Source organism: Xanthobacter sp. AM11 (assembly GCF_047444035.1).
Lineage (GTDB): Bacteria > Pseudomonadota > Alphaproteobacteria > Rhizobiales > Xanthobacteraceae > Xanthobacter.
The window spans coordinates 1,450,967-1,466,925 of the sequence record NZ_JBLAOA010000001.1 but is presented as its reverse complement, the minus strand read 5'-3'; the positions used below and the strand labels follow the sequence as shown (position 1 = coordinate 1,466,925).

At 58.8% G+C, this 15,959-nt stretch carries 14 protein-coding genes; 5 read left to right on the top strand and 9 right to left on the bottom strand.

Going from position 1 to position 15,959, the window contains the following annotated elements:
• Positions 1-154: 154 nt before the first annotated feature.
• The 7 genes from ACI7BZ_RS06840 to ACI7BZ_RS06810 all read right to left on the bottom strand — a co-directional run bounded on the left by ACI7BZ_RS06840 (position 155) and on the right by ACI7BZ_RS06810 (position 7,751).
• Positions 155-1,888, bottom strand: a complete 1,734-nt coding sequence (locus tag ACI7BZ_RS06840; RefSeq protein ID WP_414116434.1) for a CocE/NonD family hydrolase — start codon at positions 1,886-1,888, stop codon at positions 155-157.
• Positions 1,889-2,064: 176 nt separating this feature from the next.
• A complete protein-coding gene (locus tag ACI7BZ_RS06835; protein ID WP_414116433.1) occupies positions 2,065-2,664 on the bottom strand; it encodes a HupE/UreJ family protein in 600 nt (199 codons plus the stop codon).
• A gap of 143 nt (positions 2,665-2,807) precedes the next feature.
• A complete protein-coding gene (locus tag ACI7BZ_RS06830; RefSeq protein ID WP_414116432.1) occupies positions 2,808-3,794 on the bottom strand; it encodes a SphA family protein in 987 nt (328 codons plus the stop codon).
• Positions 3,795-4,150: 356 nt separating this feature from the next.
• Positions 4,151-4,744: a nuclear transport factor 2 family protein gene (locus ACI7BZ_RS06825; RefSeq protein ID WP_414116430.1), complete on the bottom strand. Its 594-nt coding sequence runs from the start codon at positions 4,742-4,744 to the stop codon at positions 4,151-4,153.
• Between the two features lie 27 nt (positions 4,745-4,771).
• A complete protein-coding gene (locus ACI7BZ_RS06820) occupies positions 4,772-5,830 on the bottom strand; it encodes a LacI family DNA-binding transcriptional regulator (RefSeq protein ID WP_414116429.1) in 1,059 nt (352 codons plus the stop codon).
• Between the two features lie 50 nt (positions 5,831-5,880).
• Positions 5,881-6,666, bottom strand: a complete 786-nt coding sequence (locus ACI7BZ_RS06815; RefSeq protein WP_414116428.1) for a 2-keto-4-pentenoate hydratase — start codon at positions 6,664-6,666, stop codon at positions 5,881-5,883.
• A 176-nt stretch (positions 6,667-6,842) separates the two neighbouring features.
• Complete coding sequence (locus ACI7BZ_RS06810) at positions 6,843-7,751, bottom strand: fumarylacetoacetate hydrolase family protein (protein WP_414116427.1); 909 nt, start codon at positions 7,749-7,751, stop codon at positions 6,843-6,845.
• 524 nt (positions 7,752-8,275) lie between these two features.
• Here ACI7BZ_RS06810 and ACI7BZ_RS06805 point away from each other — a divergent pair.
• From ACI7BZ_RS06805 to ACI7BZ_RS06785, 5 genes are all read left to right on the top strand, one after another.
• Positions 8,276-9,943, top strand: a complete 1,668-nt coding sequence (locus tag ACI7BZ_RS06805) for an FAD-dependent monooxygenase (RefSeq protein ID WP_414116426.1) — start codon at positions 8,276-8,278, stop codon at positions 9,941-9,943.
• Between the two features lie 261 nt (positions 9,944-10,204).
• A complete protein-coding gene (locus tag ACI7BZ_RS06800) occupies positions 10,205-11,467 on the top strand; it encodes a DUF3500 domain-containing protein (RefSeq protein ID WP_414116425.1) in 1,263 nt (420 codons plus the stop codon).
• Between the two features lie 169 nt (positions 11,468-11,636).
• Complete coding sequence (locus ACI7BZ_RS06795) at positions 11,637-11,972, top strand: 2Fe-2S iron-sulfur cluster-binding protein (protein ID WP_414116424.1); 336 nt, start codon at positions 11,637-11,639, stop codon at positions 11,970-11,972.
• A gap of 11 nt (positions 11,973-11,983) precedes the next feature.
• On the top strand, positions 11,984-13,171 hold the full coding sequence (locus ACI7BZ_RS06790) for a cytochrome P450 (RefSeq protein WP_414116423.1): 1,188 nt from the start codon (positions 11,984-11,986) through the stop codon (positions 13,169-13,171).
• A 51-nt stretch (positions 13,172-13,222) separates the two neighbouring features.
• On the top strand, positions 13,223-14,389 hold the full coding sequence (locus tag ACI7BZ_RS06785) for an NAD(P)/FAD-dependent oxidoreductase (protein WP_414116422.1): 1,167 nt from the start codon (positions 13,223-13,225) through the stop codon (positions 14,387-14,389).
• Between the two features lie 38 nt (positions 14,390-14,427).
• Here ACI7BZ_RS06785 and ACI7BZ_RS06780 read toward each other — a convergent pair whose 3' ends face one another.
• Positions 14,428-15,231 (bottom strand): pyridoxamine 5'-phosphate oxidase family protein, encoded by an 804-nt coding sequence (locus tag ACI7BZ_RS06780; RefSeq protein WP_414116421.1) that lies wholly within the window; start codon positions 15,229-15,231, stop codon positions 14,428-14,430.
• Positions 15,232-15,300: 69 nt separating this feature from the next.
• Positions 15,301-15,846, bottom strand: coding sequence for a carboxymuconolactone decarboxylase family protein (locus ACI7BZ_RS06775; RefSeq protein WP_414116420.1), 546 nt, complete (start codon positions 15,844-15,846; stop codon positions 15,301-15,303).
• Between the last annotated feature and the right edge of the window lie 113 nt (positions 15,847-15,959).

The window sequence follows — 15,959 nt, the reverse complement described above, 5'->3', positions numbered from 1 at the left end:
ATAAGTGAGAGGGCGATTCACCGAACAGATGGAACCGGGTTTGCGGTTCGATCTGATAAAATTGAATCAATTTGATCGATGAATCGCCCTCTCACTTAAGTATAGAGAACGCGTGATCCGATCAGTTTGTGATGCAAGCTGATCGGCGCGTGCTCTAGTCGTGCGGGTGAAGCGCGTGTAGCGTATCGGACGTAATGGATCTTCCTGGAACGACTGATCTCGGGTGCTTTATCTCCGGAATGAGCAGATATGAGTCGTATTCCCCACCCGTATGGATTACATGGTTGCCCGTGTTTCGCAGATCCCAGGCGAATGGCTCGAACCAGCCCGGTTCTCTCAGGTAATGGCCCGAGATGGCGATGCGCAGCCGTTCGCCGGCGCGCCACAAACGGCTGGTGGGCCAGATCGCGATCTCAACCGGTACGATTTCTCCAGGCAAAAGCATTTGCTGCTCCACGTGGAGGTGCACGGGCTCAATATCCGTGCTGCGCTGTTCGTCGAGCTTCCGATGCGAGGCGCGGAGCAGGCCCGGCGCTCCTGGATGCGGCTGGCCGATGACAAAGGTCGGGACCACGTTGCCCGCAGCATCTGCCTTCTGGACGGCGACAAACAGGTCAAGATCGTCCGCCTCAAGCGCCTCAACCCAAAGGCGGATTTTAAAATATCCGGTCAACTCAGTGTCGCAGTCGAACACGAAGTCAAAATTCGCCTGGCCCGCCACAGCGTCATACATCATTTTCGTGGGCGAGGTCGGCGCGACTTCCGTCAGGGTTGCGTTCGAGGCATCAAGAAACAACTTCCGATACCGAGTGTCCGGAAGCGGAAAGTCCAACTCCGCACGCCGGAGCGCGTGATCACGGTCACCGCGGTCCATAACGTCGATGCGAACACGTGGCGTCAATTCCCAGCCATTATGGTGGCCTTTCAGATATCGATCAAAGAACCGGCAAAGATCATTTAGGTTTTCCGGTGCATAGAAGTCTGGCCATTCGAATTCACGGTGAATGCGCAACCACTTTGCATCAGAGCCAATCCGGCGGAATGCATCGATCGAGCCCAACAGGTGAAAGTGGCTCCAGCCCGCCGTGATGTAGGCCGGAACCTCGATTTGCTTCAGGTCCGCGACCTTTTCGCGCCAATAGGCGTCGTAGAAAGGATGTGCGTCAAAATTGGCGGCAATATCCTCGCCCATGCCCGCGCCCACAAGGAACGATGCAAGGAACCGGGAGAAGCCGATCTCCTGTATGCCGCCCTGGTAGAACAGCTGACGGTAAAGGTCGGTCGCGCCTTCCCAGGGAGCAATGCAGGCGAGGTGTTTTGGCCGCTCCGCCGCAGTCATCCATTGCGACATCGCCAGCCAGGAATTCCCCGCCATTCCGATCCGGCCGTTGCACCAGCTCTGTGCGGCGAGCCATTCGACCAAGTCGGCAGCATCCCGTCCTTCCTGGTTGGACAAAATCTGCAATACACCTTGGGAATAGCCCGCGCCGCGGGCATCGGGGTTGACGACAGCATAGCCCCGCCTGCACCAGTAGTCGGGATCTGGTCCCTCAAGTTTGGTTCCGGAAGAGAGTGTGCCAGCAGGAACCCCTGGCACAGTCAAGGGCGCCGCATAGCCGATGCGCTTGCCGTAGGGACTCCAAGCGACGATCGCCGGGATGTCCTGAACCCCGTCCGGCCGATAAATGTCGACATAGATCGTGGCGCCGTCGCGCATCGCCACCGCGACATCCCGATCGACGCGGATGCCGCCATGGACAGCCGAGCCTGGTTCGACTTGCGGAAAGGCACCATGGCTTTGAGCTGGGGCGTGAAGTGCCTTCAGGTGAACCTCAAATGCGTCGCCCTTAAAGTATCGCAGCTCGGTCGTCGGCTCCAGCGACTTCATTATTATCTCCTCCTCTTTTCCGAAGACTTCCTGCTTCCGTTTTATTGTAGACGGATGGGCCAGATCTATGGCTGCCTGTGTGACGGAACTGGCATCTGAGATTCCGCCCCGGATCGCTGAAGCGATGGGGAACTTCACGATGGATCAACGCTGACGGCGCCGCCGCTCCACCGTTCTCAAAGCGCACCAGCGACCAACACAATGCCCGTAAGCGCGATTGCACCCCCCACGCGGCGCACCCAAAGCGCGCGACCAGTCTCGCCAAGCCGACCAATAAGCAAGCCGAGACTGATCCCCGCAAGATGGAGGGCCCCGGCCGCAATAAGAAAGCCGACGCCATACGCGAGACCCGAGGTCCCATCCGGCATCTCGCGGCCATGGGCGTAGCCATGAAAGATCGCAAATAAGCCAACCGAGGCAAGGACAAGCGCCAGCGGCACCCTCATGTTGAAGGCCACCGCCGCCCCTAGCACCACCACAGACAGTGCGATGCCCAACTCCTCAACCGGAATTCCGCCGCCGCGAATGCCAAGCGCGCCGCCGGCCGCCATCAGAGCGAGGAAAGTTGCAGGTGCGACCCAGACGGCCCGGCCCCCAAGTTGATAGGCAATTATGCCAACGCTGACCATGGCAAGCACATGGTCGAGACCCAAGAGCGGGTGCAGGCAGCCGCTCGTAAAGCCGTGGGTGGAACCGACGCCCACATGGGCGTACACTAACGATGGGGACATCACAAGGGCGGCACCGAGTGCGGCCGGTAGCAGACATCGCTTCATAATAGCCACCTTTCGAGCGACAGTGATCGAGGTGCGGAACGCAGCGGGCCTAACAAGCACCCGCCATTCGCACTATATTGAACCGGCCACATCCAATTCGATACATACCGATTTTCCGTTACACGGCTTTATGTTCCACATTTTCAGAACAGTTTTGTTGATAGCCGAACAATTAATGCGTCCGCCCTTATGGTATTTGTTCCCCACGTGCTGATGAGACCTTTGATCGCGAATTCGTAAGGACGATCTATGAATACAAACTTACGAGATACGATCGGGCCTAGCGAAAATAGACGAGCTCGATTGCCGTAATTTCCGACCTCTAGCCCATTTATCTCATCTGCATTTAGTTGAAAGAACGTCGTTCCTGCAATTCCGAACTGATAATCGTTATATACTTGCGACATTGCGAAATCTATACTAAGAACCGTTCCAGACTGATACTTTGTTGCGGGATTCTCGGTATAATTGTTTAGCCAAGCACGAACACTGAATTGAGTCGCCTGACCGAACGTTGGGCCAAAAATGCTCGGGACGGTGTACGTAAGAGCGAGATTTGGCGCTATATCCCAGACATTTGAACCAACATTAATATTGTTTTCGCGATCGTATACTCCGGTCGGTGCAACGACGCTCATTCCCGCCATCACCGCCAGTCCGTAAGGGATCGGTGGCAGTCCGGAGGGTTGCGCGGAGGCGTCAACGATAGGAAAAAAACGTGACCACATTAATACATCGCTGTAAATATCCTGCTGTCCAACTGAGCAGCGGTCAAAGACATTATTGACCTTGAAGCACAACCGATCCGCACCAAGGAATACGGACGACGCGAGAGCGCCTCCAAAAAGCGTCGTATCATAAACATACAGCAGCCCAGCGCCGCCGACTAAATCCAACCCGGAAGACGTAGTGATGGATGCATCATGATTGAAAAATCCCGTGAGCGCTGTCGTTACATCCACCACTGCTCCGTAGAGACCTGGCGGCGGAAGTAGTGCCTGGTTAATGTCGGTGCCGCCGATGGGGCCTGCCGGCCTTACGCCTTCTCCAGCGAATGCAGGCGCGTGGCCAAGGTACAACGCCGAAGCCAACAGAGCACCAAATGTGCCGATCATCTTCTTTACAGGCATTCATTCCTCCCCTGATTGTTCGTATTTTTCCTGGTACTAGCGATTGAGAAAGCAGCCCCAACAACCAGAACTTCCTCACCTCTTCCGATTTCAGGCCGCTTCGTAAGACCCGCGACACGTCACACTCCGAACCGCTGAGCGCTTCAAATCTGCAAACGTTTGAATCTCGACGCGCGGCGATATCAAAACCTTGTATAGAACGCCGCTCAGATAGATATTATTTCGCCTTTGAACATCCGATACAAACCGGAATACGTCATTTGTATCGCATAATTGCCTGCGTCGGACACCAAAAAAGCCTTAATACACGGACGCGGCTACACTTTCGGCTCGATGGATGAATATGGCACGATCAATTACTTATGCCCTTTCTCCGCGGGATACCGCAGCGCCACGTGGTCAGGAGATAGAAAAACCGGATCAGTCTCAAGATGAACGATTGTCCAGCCATGCCCCCCTCCGCGCTGCAGTCGCATGACATAGTCGTAGATGGCGATCGGCGGGGCCGTCGGGTGAACACCTTTTCCATCCGCTCCAAAATGCGTCATAACCGCCCGCACTTCCACCTCACCGCTCCCCTCGAAGGCTGCGAAATCAAACAGGCAATTCGTGATGAGATGACGCGATACACGTTCCGCACGCTCTCTCCAGCGGTACCAATCGCAAATCTGATCTCGTCCATTAAAACAGACGAGCTTGGCATCAAATATCGCATCCTTCGCGAAATATTCTCCAGACCGGCGGCCCTCGTTCTTCTCAACATCGTTCCAAAACCTCGCCATGAAGTTCTGTATATCGAGAGCAATGTCGGCTTTTGATATGTCATTCGGCATAATGTACTCCATTTTGAATACTTCTACTGCACTCCGACCGACGAGAGCGTCCGTGTCCAGCGCGTCGGCGTGACCGTCACGCATAAAGACAAGACGTATATTGCCTGTCGGCGGCATGTGTTTTGCTGTCCTGGCTCGAAGTTGCTAATGCGAGGGTGCAGCGGTGCTGCCACGAACGATCAGATTGGCGTCGAGAGACAACTCCATAGATGGATCCGCGCTCGGGTCCTCTTGCATAATCTGGCCCATCAGCAACGAAGCCGCTGCTTCCGCCAATCCTTTGATCGGAAGGTCGACCGTTGTCAGGCCCGGGCCCCACAGACGAAACCATTCCAGATCGCCGAAGCCCACGACAGACAATTGGGCAGGGACGGAAATGCGCAGCTGGTGAATGGCATCGAGCATCCCCAGCGTCGCTGCGCCGTTAAGTGCAAAGGCTGCCGTCGGGGTGTTCAGCTGGCTCCAAATGCGGATCATCGTGGCGCGGCCAAACTCGCCCGTCGGAGGGCCGGTCCATATCAAGGAGCGATCGCGTTCCAGCCCAAGTTCCGCAAGAGCAGCATAGGCGCCATCGAGGCGTGCCTTGCTGGTCAGGATATTAGGATCGCCGCCAATAACGGCGATCCGCTGGTGGCCTAGCTGTGCGAGGTGGTGAATGGCTGCATATGCGCCCTGCCAATCCGCTGCAGTTACGGTCGGCGCAGACAGGTCCGCGCTTCTTCGTCCAAGCTGCACCACGGGCAATGTGGAAAGCAGACGGTGGGTCTCTACGAGGCTGTTGCCACAAGGCGCAATAATGATACCTGCAACGCGGCTCTGCCTTAGGAGCCGAAGCTGTTCGTATTCAACGTTGGGATCATTTTCGGAAACCGACAATATCAGTTGAAAACCTTCCTTACGGCAAGCCTCTGATAGGGCAGCTGCGGCCGCTGCGAAGAGCTGGTTGGTGATGTCGGGAATGAGGAGGCCGATCATGCGGCTGCTCGGCTGGTGCATCATTCTTGCGCCGGCATGCGGTTCATAGCCAAGTTCGCCGACGGCTTTGAGAACGCGCTCCTTCAGCTCCGCGCTCGTATGCCGGTGATTGCTGAGCGCACGAGAAACGGCCGAGTAGGACACTCCGACATGGGCAGCGACATCCTTGATCGTCACCGCCCGTTGGCGCGCCCGACCCTTCACCGAACCCTCATCCGTTGTGCTCACGTCTATTCTCCATGGCGGCTCGCCGGCATTCCAAAATAGCAGCAGATGGCTCAGTTGAACCGCACGGTGACGGTCCCGAGGGTCGCGAAGTGGGCAGTGGCCACACGCATCGAACGGGTTATGACCTGCGGAGGAGGCAGCGATCCTGTGATGATGATCTGTCCGGCGTGGAGCTTTTCGCCGATGGCATGGAGCCTTCGGGCGACACCTGCGACAACCGCCAGGGGGTTGCCGAGGGCTTCGAATCCTGTCGCCCCCGCCCGCGTTTCTCCATCGATACTAACCTGGCATCCTTCCAAGCTTATATCGAGCGTGTGCGGCGAGGTGAGGCGCGACCCCAAGACGACATATCCTCCCTCGGCTTTCTGAACAGCAACCATGTGGGGCCAGCTATAGCGTCCCTCGCGAACCCCCGACCGAAGCGGGGCGACCTCGATGGCGGGTAGGAAGCCACCGACCCCAGCGAGCACTTCCGCCTGCGATAGGTCCGGCCCTTCCAGATCACGGTTCAGCAGAACGGCGATCTCGGTTTCGATAAAGTATTCGTCACTGCCGAGTGTCACAGCCGCGCCGTTGTCGCGGATGAGCGAAGCCAGAAGCGTCCCGACCATAGGGACCGGCGCACTGGGAAAGAGCGCCTGGGCGCCCTTTGACGTGAACGAGGCCTGGTGGCCCACGATCCTGTCGCCGGCTGCTACGCGTCGGCGCTTTACGGCAAGCTGTAGCGCCAACGCTTCATCAAGGCTGAGATCTGGCTTACAGTGAATAATATCTCGTGCGGGATCGCTGTCGATTCCTGGCTGGTCCAGATGCGCGATGAGATCGTCAAAGGTCATGGCTCGCGTTTTCCTTCAAGCAACGATTGCAAACGGCATGGCGCCATCCATTCATGCGGAACCGTTCATCTTGGTTGGCTCCATAGTTGAAGCGCCGGTTGCCCTCGCCGCCACTTACTGTTTGACGGACGTTCAGCATTTCCCGGCCCCCTTCACCGGGACGCACGACGTTCCATTCAGGCGAGTCCACCCCAGTCGCCAGGGGCGATAATACGATTACGGATCGCTCCCAAGCCCGAGATCGAGACTTCAACCCGGTCCCCCACATTGAGGAAACGCTGCGGCGAGCATGCAAATCCAACCCCGGAAGGGGTGCCCGTCGCGATCACGTCCCCAGGAAGAAGCGTCATCGCCTTGCTGAGGTAAACGAGAATGCTCGGGACGTCGAAGATCATATCGGATGTATCAGCGTCCTGAGTGACCGCCTCGTTGACGCGCGTCGTGAGCCGCCAGCCGGCGGCCGGATCACCCGCCTCGTCCGCCGTGACGATGTCGCCGAGGATGCCGCTTCGATCACCATTCTTACCCATCGTATATTGGCCGGATTCGAACTGGAACGTGCGGGCGCTCACGTCGTTGAAGACGGCATAGCCCAAGATGGCTTCAGCCGCCGCCTGCCTGCTGGCACGAAACAGTGGTCGACCGAGAACAACGGCCAGTTCACCTTCCCAATCGGTCTGCGGATCGAGGATTGGAATCTCGTCACCATCCACGGCCAAAGACGCGGCATACCGCGCAAACACGACCGGAACGGGAGGCACGGGAAGGCCCCCTTCCTCGGCATGGGCGCGGTAGTTCAGACCTATCGACGGGACACGGGCCGATGGCGGCACCGGGGGGCGAAAAGTGACCGGTGAGACGGCCGGAAGCGACTCGCGGGGACGTTCGATGAAGCGAGACGGATCGTGGTAAAATTCCGAAATCTCCGCCAAGGGCGTGACGGTCCCGTCGTTGTGCCGCTGAGCAATCAATTGCGTCATATTCTCGGAGTAACTACACAGTCTCATCCCACGCCCCCAACGTTTTTCTTTCGATTTTAGACGATTATCGACGGACCCCCCGCCGCGCACGGCGCCTTGAGCCATTTCTAGCCACGTACGCAATGGCAGTGACTCTGAGTCCTCCCTTTTAGACGCGTCCGATTCGGCAGCGATCGGACGACCGGTTCCCGCCATTATGCTTGTCGCTTGAACAACGGCCCAGCGTGCAATCCGCTGTGCAGAAAGCTCTACTGTTCGCCGCGCTCTTCCACAAACGTTTGAAGCACCCCTCGCGAGCGCCGTCAATCCCCTTCCCGGAATCGTTCCGCCGGCGAGCGCAATCGCCGCGGGACCGCTTCTCGCGGGAGCTCATTGGCAAACAACGTCGCCTGTAACGAAAGGATATTCTTCACGCAGCGGTAATCGCTGAGCGAGCCCCCCCTTTCGCATGGTGTCTTGTTCGAATTTTCGCTGGACAGGCATCGGCAAACGTTTGTAGCTTTAGCTGTCACCCTCGTCGGGCGGCCAACGGCGTTCGCGTCAAAAAATCGACAAAGTGGCTGCGAGGGCCCTTTCCCGAAATGGGAGGCAGGGTTCAGATGCGGCCAGAAATTTGGGAGGATGAGTTAATGGGCAAGGGCATCGATGCAGATGTGCTGATCGTCGGGGCAGGACCTATCGGATTGTTTTCCGCGCTGTTGTTGGCAAGACGCGGTCTCCGTTCCATAATTGTCGAGCGCCATGCCTCCCCCCTTCAAGCGCCGAAGGCACACGTAAACAGCCCTCGGACACTCGAAATCTTCCGCGCCGAAGGGCTGGACGTCGACTTGATGCGCCGGAGCGGAACGCGCCCGGAGGACAGCAGAGTTATCCGCTTCCGTGCATCGCTCAAGGGTCGAGAATACAGTGTGATCCCATATGAGCGACAGGACGAGGCCGTCCGCGAACTCACGCCGGAGCCGCTGGCCAACATTCCCCAGCCTGTGCTCGAGAAGCTGCTGGAAGATGAAGTTGTGCGGGAAGGACGGATCCAGCTTCGCCGACGCTGCTCATGGCGCAGTGTCGTGCAGGAGAACGGTGCCTGCCGCTCGGTCGTGGAGCAGGACAACGATTCGAGCGTTGTGGAGACGCGCTACTTATTGGGCTGCGACGGCGCGGGCAGCAGCGTCCGCAGCGGACTCGGCATTCCCATGGAAGGGGTTGCGCACGTTCAATCTTGCCTCACGATTCATTTCCATGCGAATCTACGTCACGTTGTTGGCGATGGCACTGCAATGATCTACTGGGTCATCAATGCGGACGTCGCCGGCGCCCTCATCGCGCACGATATTGACAGCAATTGGGTGTTCCTGCGGTTCGACGGACTCAATCCGCGCGACAATCAGCCGACAACGGCGGAGGAGGCGCACCGGATTATCCGCGCGGCAATCGGCGCCGACGCGGAGTTTGAAATCAAGCGCATCGTCCCCTGGACCATGACCGCCGAGGTTGCGACCAGCTATAGGAACGGCAACGTCTTTCTTGTCGGTGATGCGGCGCACCGCTTTCCTCCGGCAGGAGGCCTCGGACTAAATACGGGTATTCAGGACGCACACAACCTGACCTGGAAGCTCGCGGCGGTGGACCAGGGCTGGGCGTCCCCGGAGTTGCTCGATACCTACGAGGCCGAACGCCGCTTTGTCGCCCAAGCCAATTCCGCGCAGAGCCTCTCGAACATGCTGACCGCTCCGCGTCTGGCGCTGGCGATGGCCGCAGCTGCGCCCTATGAGAATGAGGCGCTACCCGATCACATCGCTCAAGAGCTTGAACAGGCGATCATCTCGAATTCCGTGACCTTCGATTGCCTCGGCTTGCATCTCGGCTTTTCGTATGATCCTGATCGGCCGCTCCCGCCTGCTCCAAATGTCTACGAGCCACGCGCTGCGGCGGGAGATCGCCTTCCGCACGCATGGTTGGGAGCGGCGGAAAATGGTCGCTCAGTTCTGGACCTGCTTGCGACCGACAAATTTACGATCTTTGCCACGGGCAGTGGCCCGCAATTCGCGGACCAAGTTCGCGAATGCTTTGGCTCGGTGCCGGTGAAGGTTGTGGAAGTGGATCGTGAACTCGGCTTACCCGGCTCGTGGCTGGCTCTGACGGGGTTGGATCGGCCGGCGTGCCTGATGGTACGGCCGGATGGCCATGTGCTGGCTCATGTTGATGGTGCGGGTGCCCAGTCACTCAACGCCTTGTCGAACAGTGTCGTCAAGCTGTGCGGAGCGGTCAGCTCCAAACACCTTGCCCAAGCGCTGGCATAGACGGGGTCGAAGAGCCCGCTTTGACGGAACGCATCACACGTGATGCCGTGCCATGCGAGGCAACACGTTCCTCACAGCCCGTCCCCATGCGAATGCAAGCGTAGCCGCCGACTGCGGTGAGAGACTTCTCTCGAGGGCACTTCGAGCCCCCGCCGCCTGCCACAGCGCAGAGAGAAACGACGGTGACCGGCGCCAAAGTCCGCCGGTCACTGGAATCATGGCCGTATTTGGCGGACAACTCCCAGATCTGAAAGGAAGGGCATGAGCGGACATGATTTCCGGACCTTCATCGATCCGACCGCAGTGCCACGCTTCACCAAGGAAGCGTGTCGCCTTACATTGTTCGACTATCCCCCAATGCTTGAGCGCTTGCTCGGCATGTGGGGCCCGCTCTCCCGTGAGCCGTTCAGCGGCATTACGACTGATGGTCGGATAATCGAGGGTTTGAGTTCACTGGCTCCATCGGCTGCTCCGGTCCAGCGGGCCGCACAGGCCGCATCTGCCTGGCTTGCCTCTCTTTCACCCCCCATGCGCAAGCGGGCATGCTTCGCCGTGGACGCGGATGCATGGCGCCACTGGCAGAATACCCCGCTCGTTCTGCGCGATCCACAGCTCGAACTCGAGGAACTCGACCCTCATCAGCGTCGGCTCGCACTCGATGTGGTCGCCGCAACTCTTTCGGCGCGGGGATACGAACTGACGCAAGAAGTGATGGCCAACAATGCGTTTCTTGGCGAACTTCTCAACATGACCGATGTGATGAATGAATGGAGTTTTACGCTCTCCATTTTTGGCGCACCGTCGACGTGCGAGCCTTGGGGTTGGCAGCTGTTCGGGCACCACCTCGCACTGAACTGCCTATTCGTTGGAGAAAAGATGGTTTTGTCTCCCGTGTTCATGGGAGCCGAGCCGGATCATGACAACAACGGACTTCGGCGCCGTATTTTCGAGCCGCACGAGAGAGCGGCGCTTGGGATGATGCGGAGCCTGAGCGAACCTGAGCGTGAGCGGGCGACCCTCTACAAGTCGATGTTGACGGACGACCAGCCGCCCGGGCGCTACCATCCAGATGATGGGCGGCAAGTTGGGGGAGCCTTCCAGGACAATCGCATTGTTCCTTATGAGGGGGTTCCGCTTGCCGCTCTCGGGGTGCAGCAGCGGCGACAATTGCTGGACCTCGCGGCGTTGTTCATCGAAACAATGCCTGCTGAGGCTGCAGTCGCGCGTATGGCGGAGATCGAGTCGCACCTGCATGCCACACACTTCGCTTGGATTGGTGAAGCCGACGATGTGAACCCGTTTTATTTTCGGATTCACAGTCCGGTAGTGATGATCGAGTTCGATCATCACAGCGGGATATTTCTCGCAAACAAGGATCCGGCCCGGTTTCATGTCCACACAATCGTGCGGACGCCGAACGGTGGCGACTATGGTGCGGATCTGCTCAAGCTTCACTACACGCGCGGCGGACATGGCCACACGCATGCTGACGGCAACGCTCACACGCACACCCACGAGAAGTGAGGAATCGGTTTTGGGAAGGGCAGATTGACCGTTTTCCAGCAGCATAGAGGTGCGGTGTCGGTCAGCGAATAACCGAAACATAGAGTTGTCTTGCAGCAATAACCGGACGCGTAGGTCGACACATGCCTGCGGCAACTATCACCAACAACAACACCCTCCGCGCAAAACGATGCTTCGAGGTAGTAAGATGCCGAAGGTTACGTACATCCTGCAAGACGGAAGCAAGCGAACGCACGAGCTGAGGCTCGGTCAGAGCGTCATGGAGGGGGCTACACACAACGGGATTGCAGGGGTTCTCGCCGAGTGCGGCGGCGCCTGCATGTGTGCCACCTGCCACGTCTACATCGAAACGCCCGACTTGCCCCTGCCGCCGCTGTCGGGAGACGAGGATGTAATGCTCAGTGAAAGCGCTGCGCCGCGCCAGCCGAACAGCCGGCTCTCATGTCAGATTCGCATAAACCACGAGCTCGATGGGCTTGTAGTGCGCATAGCCGACAATCGCTGAGGGGATAAAAGATGATAACGACATCAAAAAACATTCCGACTTCCGATGCTGACTTGTATAGCGATGAGACACTTCGCGACCCATGGCGCATTTATCGAGATATACGTGATATTGGATCTGTTGTATTTCTTGATAAGATCAATATGTATGCCGTTGGACGATATGCGGAAGTCAAGGAAGTGTTGGGGTGCCCGTCTGTTTTTTCATCTGGTCACGGCGTCATGATGAACGAGCCAATGAATCAGGCCGTCAAGGGGGTGCTCCTTTGCACAGACGGCGAGGAGCATAGCGCCATGCGACGCGTCCTCATGAAGCCGGTGATGCCAAGTGCGCTGCGCGATAACTTGCGAGAGACAGTGACTGCGCACGCAGAAGCGTTGGCCGATCGGCTGGTTGCCCAGGCGTCATTCGACGCTGCGACCGAACTCGCCCAGTATCTGCCGCTTACCATCGTTTCCCACGCGGTGGGTCTTCCTGATGAAGGTCGCGAGAAGATGCTCGAGTGGGCAGCGGCCAGCTTCAACTGCATAGGTCCGATGAACCAGCGGACCATAGAGTCGTTCGGCACGATCAAGGAAATGGTCGGCTACGCAATGAACGAGTGTGTACGCGGAAAACTGAAACCAGGTGGGTGGGCCGAAATGCTCCATGACGCCGCAGATCGCGGCGAGATAGCCATGGAAAAAGCGAGCCTGATGGCCCTCGACTACATGGGCCCGGCCCTAGACACAACAATATTTGCAACCTCAAGCGCGATATGGTTGTTTGCCAACAATCCAGATCAGTGGGACATCGTACGCAACAATCCATCAATTATTCCAAATGCGATCAACGAGATCGTGCGAATCGAGTCTCCAATTCAAGGGTTTTCCCGATACAGCCTTGCGGAATACACACTCAGTGGAACAACCATACCGGCCCTTTCGCGCGTGATCACGTTATATGGCTCGGCTAATCGCGATGAACGCAAATGGGGCGATCCGGAGACCTTCAATGTCCGGCGTGCGAACGCGGGCGACCATGTCGGTTTCGGCTACGGAGATCACGCCTGCGTCGGAATGAATCTCGCGCGTCTTGAAATCACGGCTGTGCTGACAGCGTTGGCCAAGCGCGTGCGACGATTTGAGCTCGGCGAAACACAGCGTGCCCTCATCAACACGCTCCGAGGCTTCTCGAAGCTCGAAGTCGCTGTGCATTGACTGTATTGAGCGGCCAGATGATCTCTCCAGTCGCCTCAGCGCGAGGACTTCATGAAACGTGATGTCGTGATCATCGGCGGCGGGCAAGCCGGTATGCAGGTCGCTACGAGCCTGCGGAACCTTGGGTATCCAGGCTCGATCGCACTTGTCGGCGAGGAGGCGCATCTACCCTATATGCGCCCGCCGCTGTCCAAGGGGTTCCTAAAGGGGCTAACAGATGCGGCTGACCTGATTTTTCGACGCTCCGAGTTCTTCACGGAAGCGGGTATCGACATCCTTCTCGGTTACAGGGCGACCGCATTCGACGGGTCATCTAAAATAGTAATCCTGAGCGACGGACGTACCTTGGAGTATGAAACACTCATTCTCGCGACCGGCACCAGGGCGCGGCAACTGGTCTGCAATGGCGCATCCCTTCGCAATGTTGTCTATTTGCGGACTATCGACGACGCGACCGCCATCGCTTCCGCATTGCCGCGCAGCCGAAAGATCGCCGTAATTGGTGCCGGTTTCGTCGGCCTGGAGTTCGCCTCGGTTGTCGCTGAAAAAGGGAGCGCCATCACAGTGATCGAGATGGCGTCCAGGGTGATGGGACGTGCGACTTCTCCTCTGATCTCTCGGTTTTTCGAACAGTTGCACTACGACCGCGGCGTCGATCTGCGGCTCGGCGAAGGGCTGGCGACTATCAATGGCGACGAGCATGGCGTATGCGGGCTAAGCCTTCGGAGTGGTTCGCAGATCCCGGCGGATCTCGTTGTCGTCGGAATCGGCGTCCTCCCCAATGCGGAACTCGCCGAGGCAGCCGGCATCAACGTTGACGACGGGATCGTTGTTGATGCGAATCTCCGTACGTCCGATCCGAATGTCTACGCGATCGGTGACTGCGCTCGCCTGAAGGTGAGTATGACAGAGCCCGGTATCAGGCTCGAGTCCGTCCAGAATGCCGTCGATCAGGCAAAATACCTCGCCGGACGGCTGGTAGGCCATCACAAAGCACCGTTCAAGGCCGTTCCCTGGTTCTGGACGGAGCAGTTTGAGACGAAGTTGCAGATGGCCGGCCTCTACCACGGCTATGACGATGCGGAAGTCGTCGGCGATCCACAATGTGGTTCATTTTCTATAAATTACCGGAAGGACGGTCGACTGCTCGCGGTGGACTCAATCAATCGTCCGGCCGACCACCTGAAAGCCCGGAGGGCGCTTGCCCTTGATCTGTGAGGCGGCCCTGCATTGGCGGACAGATAGCGGCGGCTTTGCTAGGGGCCTCGATCTGCTCTCACGAGCCCGACTTCATGCTCGGATCGCGATGGACGACCGGTGCGCTCGATTTGATCCAGGATCGCAGCAATCTCGCCGGCAACCATGTCGGCCGCAAACCTGAGCGCCTCGTCTATGTGGATATAGCGCTGCGTTACGCCACGAGCTGCGTGGCCCAGCAGCGCGGCAATGGTCCGTTCGGAAAAGCCCAGACCTCCCCTTGCTCCCCGCAAATGCCGCCTGTTGCGGAGCAGGGCCGCCGCGCGCACCTCATCGGGCGTGAAGCGCTCGGTAATGTGCTGGGGGCAGTTCCAGTCGAAGCCCGCGACCGTGATGACGAAGCCCCGCTCGATCCGCGCCCGGTAGTCCGGCATTTCAAGGCGCGACAGCACCACCTCATCGTCGGACCCGACGATCTTGACGCGGCCGAACAGCTTGAGACGGGTCTTGTTCGGGTAATCCATGAAGAACAGGGACACGCGGTCGTCCGTCATCAGGTTCCCGACGCTGACATACTGGCGGTTGCCGCGGTAATCGGCAAAGCCGATGGTGCCCGCGTCGAGCACGCGCACGAACCCTGTCGGCCCGCCGCGATGCTGGATATACGGCCAGCCCGTCTCGCTGACGGTGGCCATGTAAAGCGAGTTTCGGGCCGCGATGAACCCGGCCTCGGCATCCGTAAGCCGGCAATTCACCGCATGTGGCAGGTGCTCCATCCGGGCATAGGAGGCACGGCTGCCCAGGTCCTCCTGCACCTTCTTCACCATGGGTGTGAAGGCGATCTCCGCGAAGTGGTGTGGCATGATATCCTCCTCCATCCGCCCCAGAGACGGATGGCGCGGCCGAAGCCGCGCCATGCCGCCATCGCCGGGTCAAGCGGCCGTGTTCAGCTCGATCGTCGGGAAATCGATGTCCACCTGGGTGGCCTTGCCCAAAAGGTTGGTGAAGATGTTCATGGCCACATGCGTGATGATCTCGATCACCTCGGCATCGGAGTGACCCGCCGCGCGGACCGCGTCGAACTCGGCCTTGCTCACCTGGCCCGTATGCGCAACCAGCGCGCGGGCAAAGCCCAGGGCAGCCTCCGCTTTGGCGTCCGAGGACCGGCCCGCGCGGTTGGCGAGCATCTCCTGAGTGTCGAGACCGGCCTTGCGGCCGATCGCCGTGTGCGCCGAGACGCAATACTGGCAGGCATTCTGCTCGGCGACCGTCAGGGCGATGCGCTCGCGCGTCCGCGGGTCGAGCACGCCGGCGCCGGCGATCCCGTAGAGGCCCAGGAAGGCGCCGAGCGCGGCCGGAGAATTCGCCAGCACACGGATGAAGTTCGGCACCATGCCGAGGCCGGACTGGACGGCGTCAAGCAGCTGCTTGGCCTCGCCAGTGGCGGTCTGGGGGTCGATGACGGCAACACGAGCCATGGGATGGTCTTTCCGTATCTGATGGTGCGGTGCGCTGCGGCGCCGCTCCCGTGCAATCTGGCTCACCGCGCCGTTTGAAAGAATGCCCGAGATGTGGAACGATTTATTTCGCA

Excerpts from the sequence above, each read along its gene's own strand:
- ACI7BZ_RS06790 (WP_414116423.1), top strand. The coding sequence starts at position 11,984 with ATGATAACGACATCAAAAAACATTCCGACTTCCGATGCTGACTTGTAT.
- ACI7BZ_RS06795 (WP_414116424.1), top strand. The coding sequence starts at position 11,637 with ATGCTTCGAGGTAGTAAGATGCCGAAGGTTACGTACATCCTGCAAGAC.
- ACI7BZ_RS06835 (WP_414116433.1), bottom strand. The coding sequence starts at position 2,664 with ATGAAGCGATGTCTGCTACCGGCCGCACTCGGTGCCGCCCTTGTGATG.
- ACI7BZ_RS06780 (WP_414116421.1), bottom strand. The coding sequence starts at position 15,231 with ATGCCACACCACTTCGCGGAGATCGCCTTCACACCCATGGTGAAGAAG.
- ACI7BZ_RS06810 (WP_414116427.1), bottom strand. The coding sequence starts at position 7,751 with ATGGCTCAAGGCGCCGTGCGCGGCGGGGGGTCCGTCGATAATCGTCTA.
- ACI7BZ_RS06800 (WP_414116425.1), top strand. The coding sequence starts at position 10,205 with ATGAGCGGACATGATTTCCGGACCTTCATCGATCCGACCGCAGTGCCA.
- ACI7BZ_RS06785 (WP_414116422.1), top strand. The coding sequence starts at position 13,223 with ATGAAACGTGATGTCGTGATCATCGGCGGCGGGCAAGCCGGTATGCAG.
- ACI7BZ_RS06775 (WP_414116420.1), bottom strand. The coding sequence starts at position 15,846 with ATGGCTCGTGTTGCCGTCATCGACCCCCAGACCGCCACTGGCGAGGCC.
- ACI7BZ_RS06840 (WP_414116434.1), bottom strand. The coding sequence starts at position 1,888 with ATGAAGTCGCTGGAGCCGACGACCGAGCTGCGATACTTTAAGGGCGAC.
- ACI7BZ_RS06825 (WP_414116430.1), bottom strand. The coding sequence starts at position 4,744 with ATGCCGCCGACAGGCAATATACGTCTTGTCTTTATGCGTGACGGTCAC.
- ACI7BZ_RS06830 (WP_414116432.1), bottom strand. The coding sequence starts at position 3,794 with ATGCCTGTAAAGAAGATGATCGGCACATTTGGTGCTCTGTTGGCTTCG.
- ACI7BZ_RS06815 (WP_414116428.1), bottom strand. The coding sequence starts at position 6,666 with ATGACCTTTGACGATCTCATCGCGCATCTGGACCAGCCAGGAATCGAC.
- ACI7BZ_RS06805 (WP_414116426.1), top strand. The coding sequence starts at position 8,276 with ATGGGCAAGGGCATCGATGCAGATGTGCTGATCGTCGGGGCAGGACCT.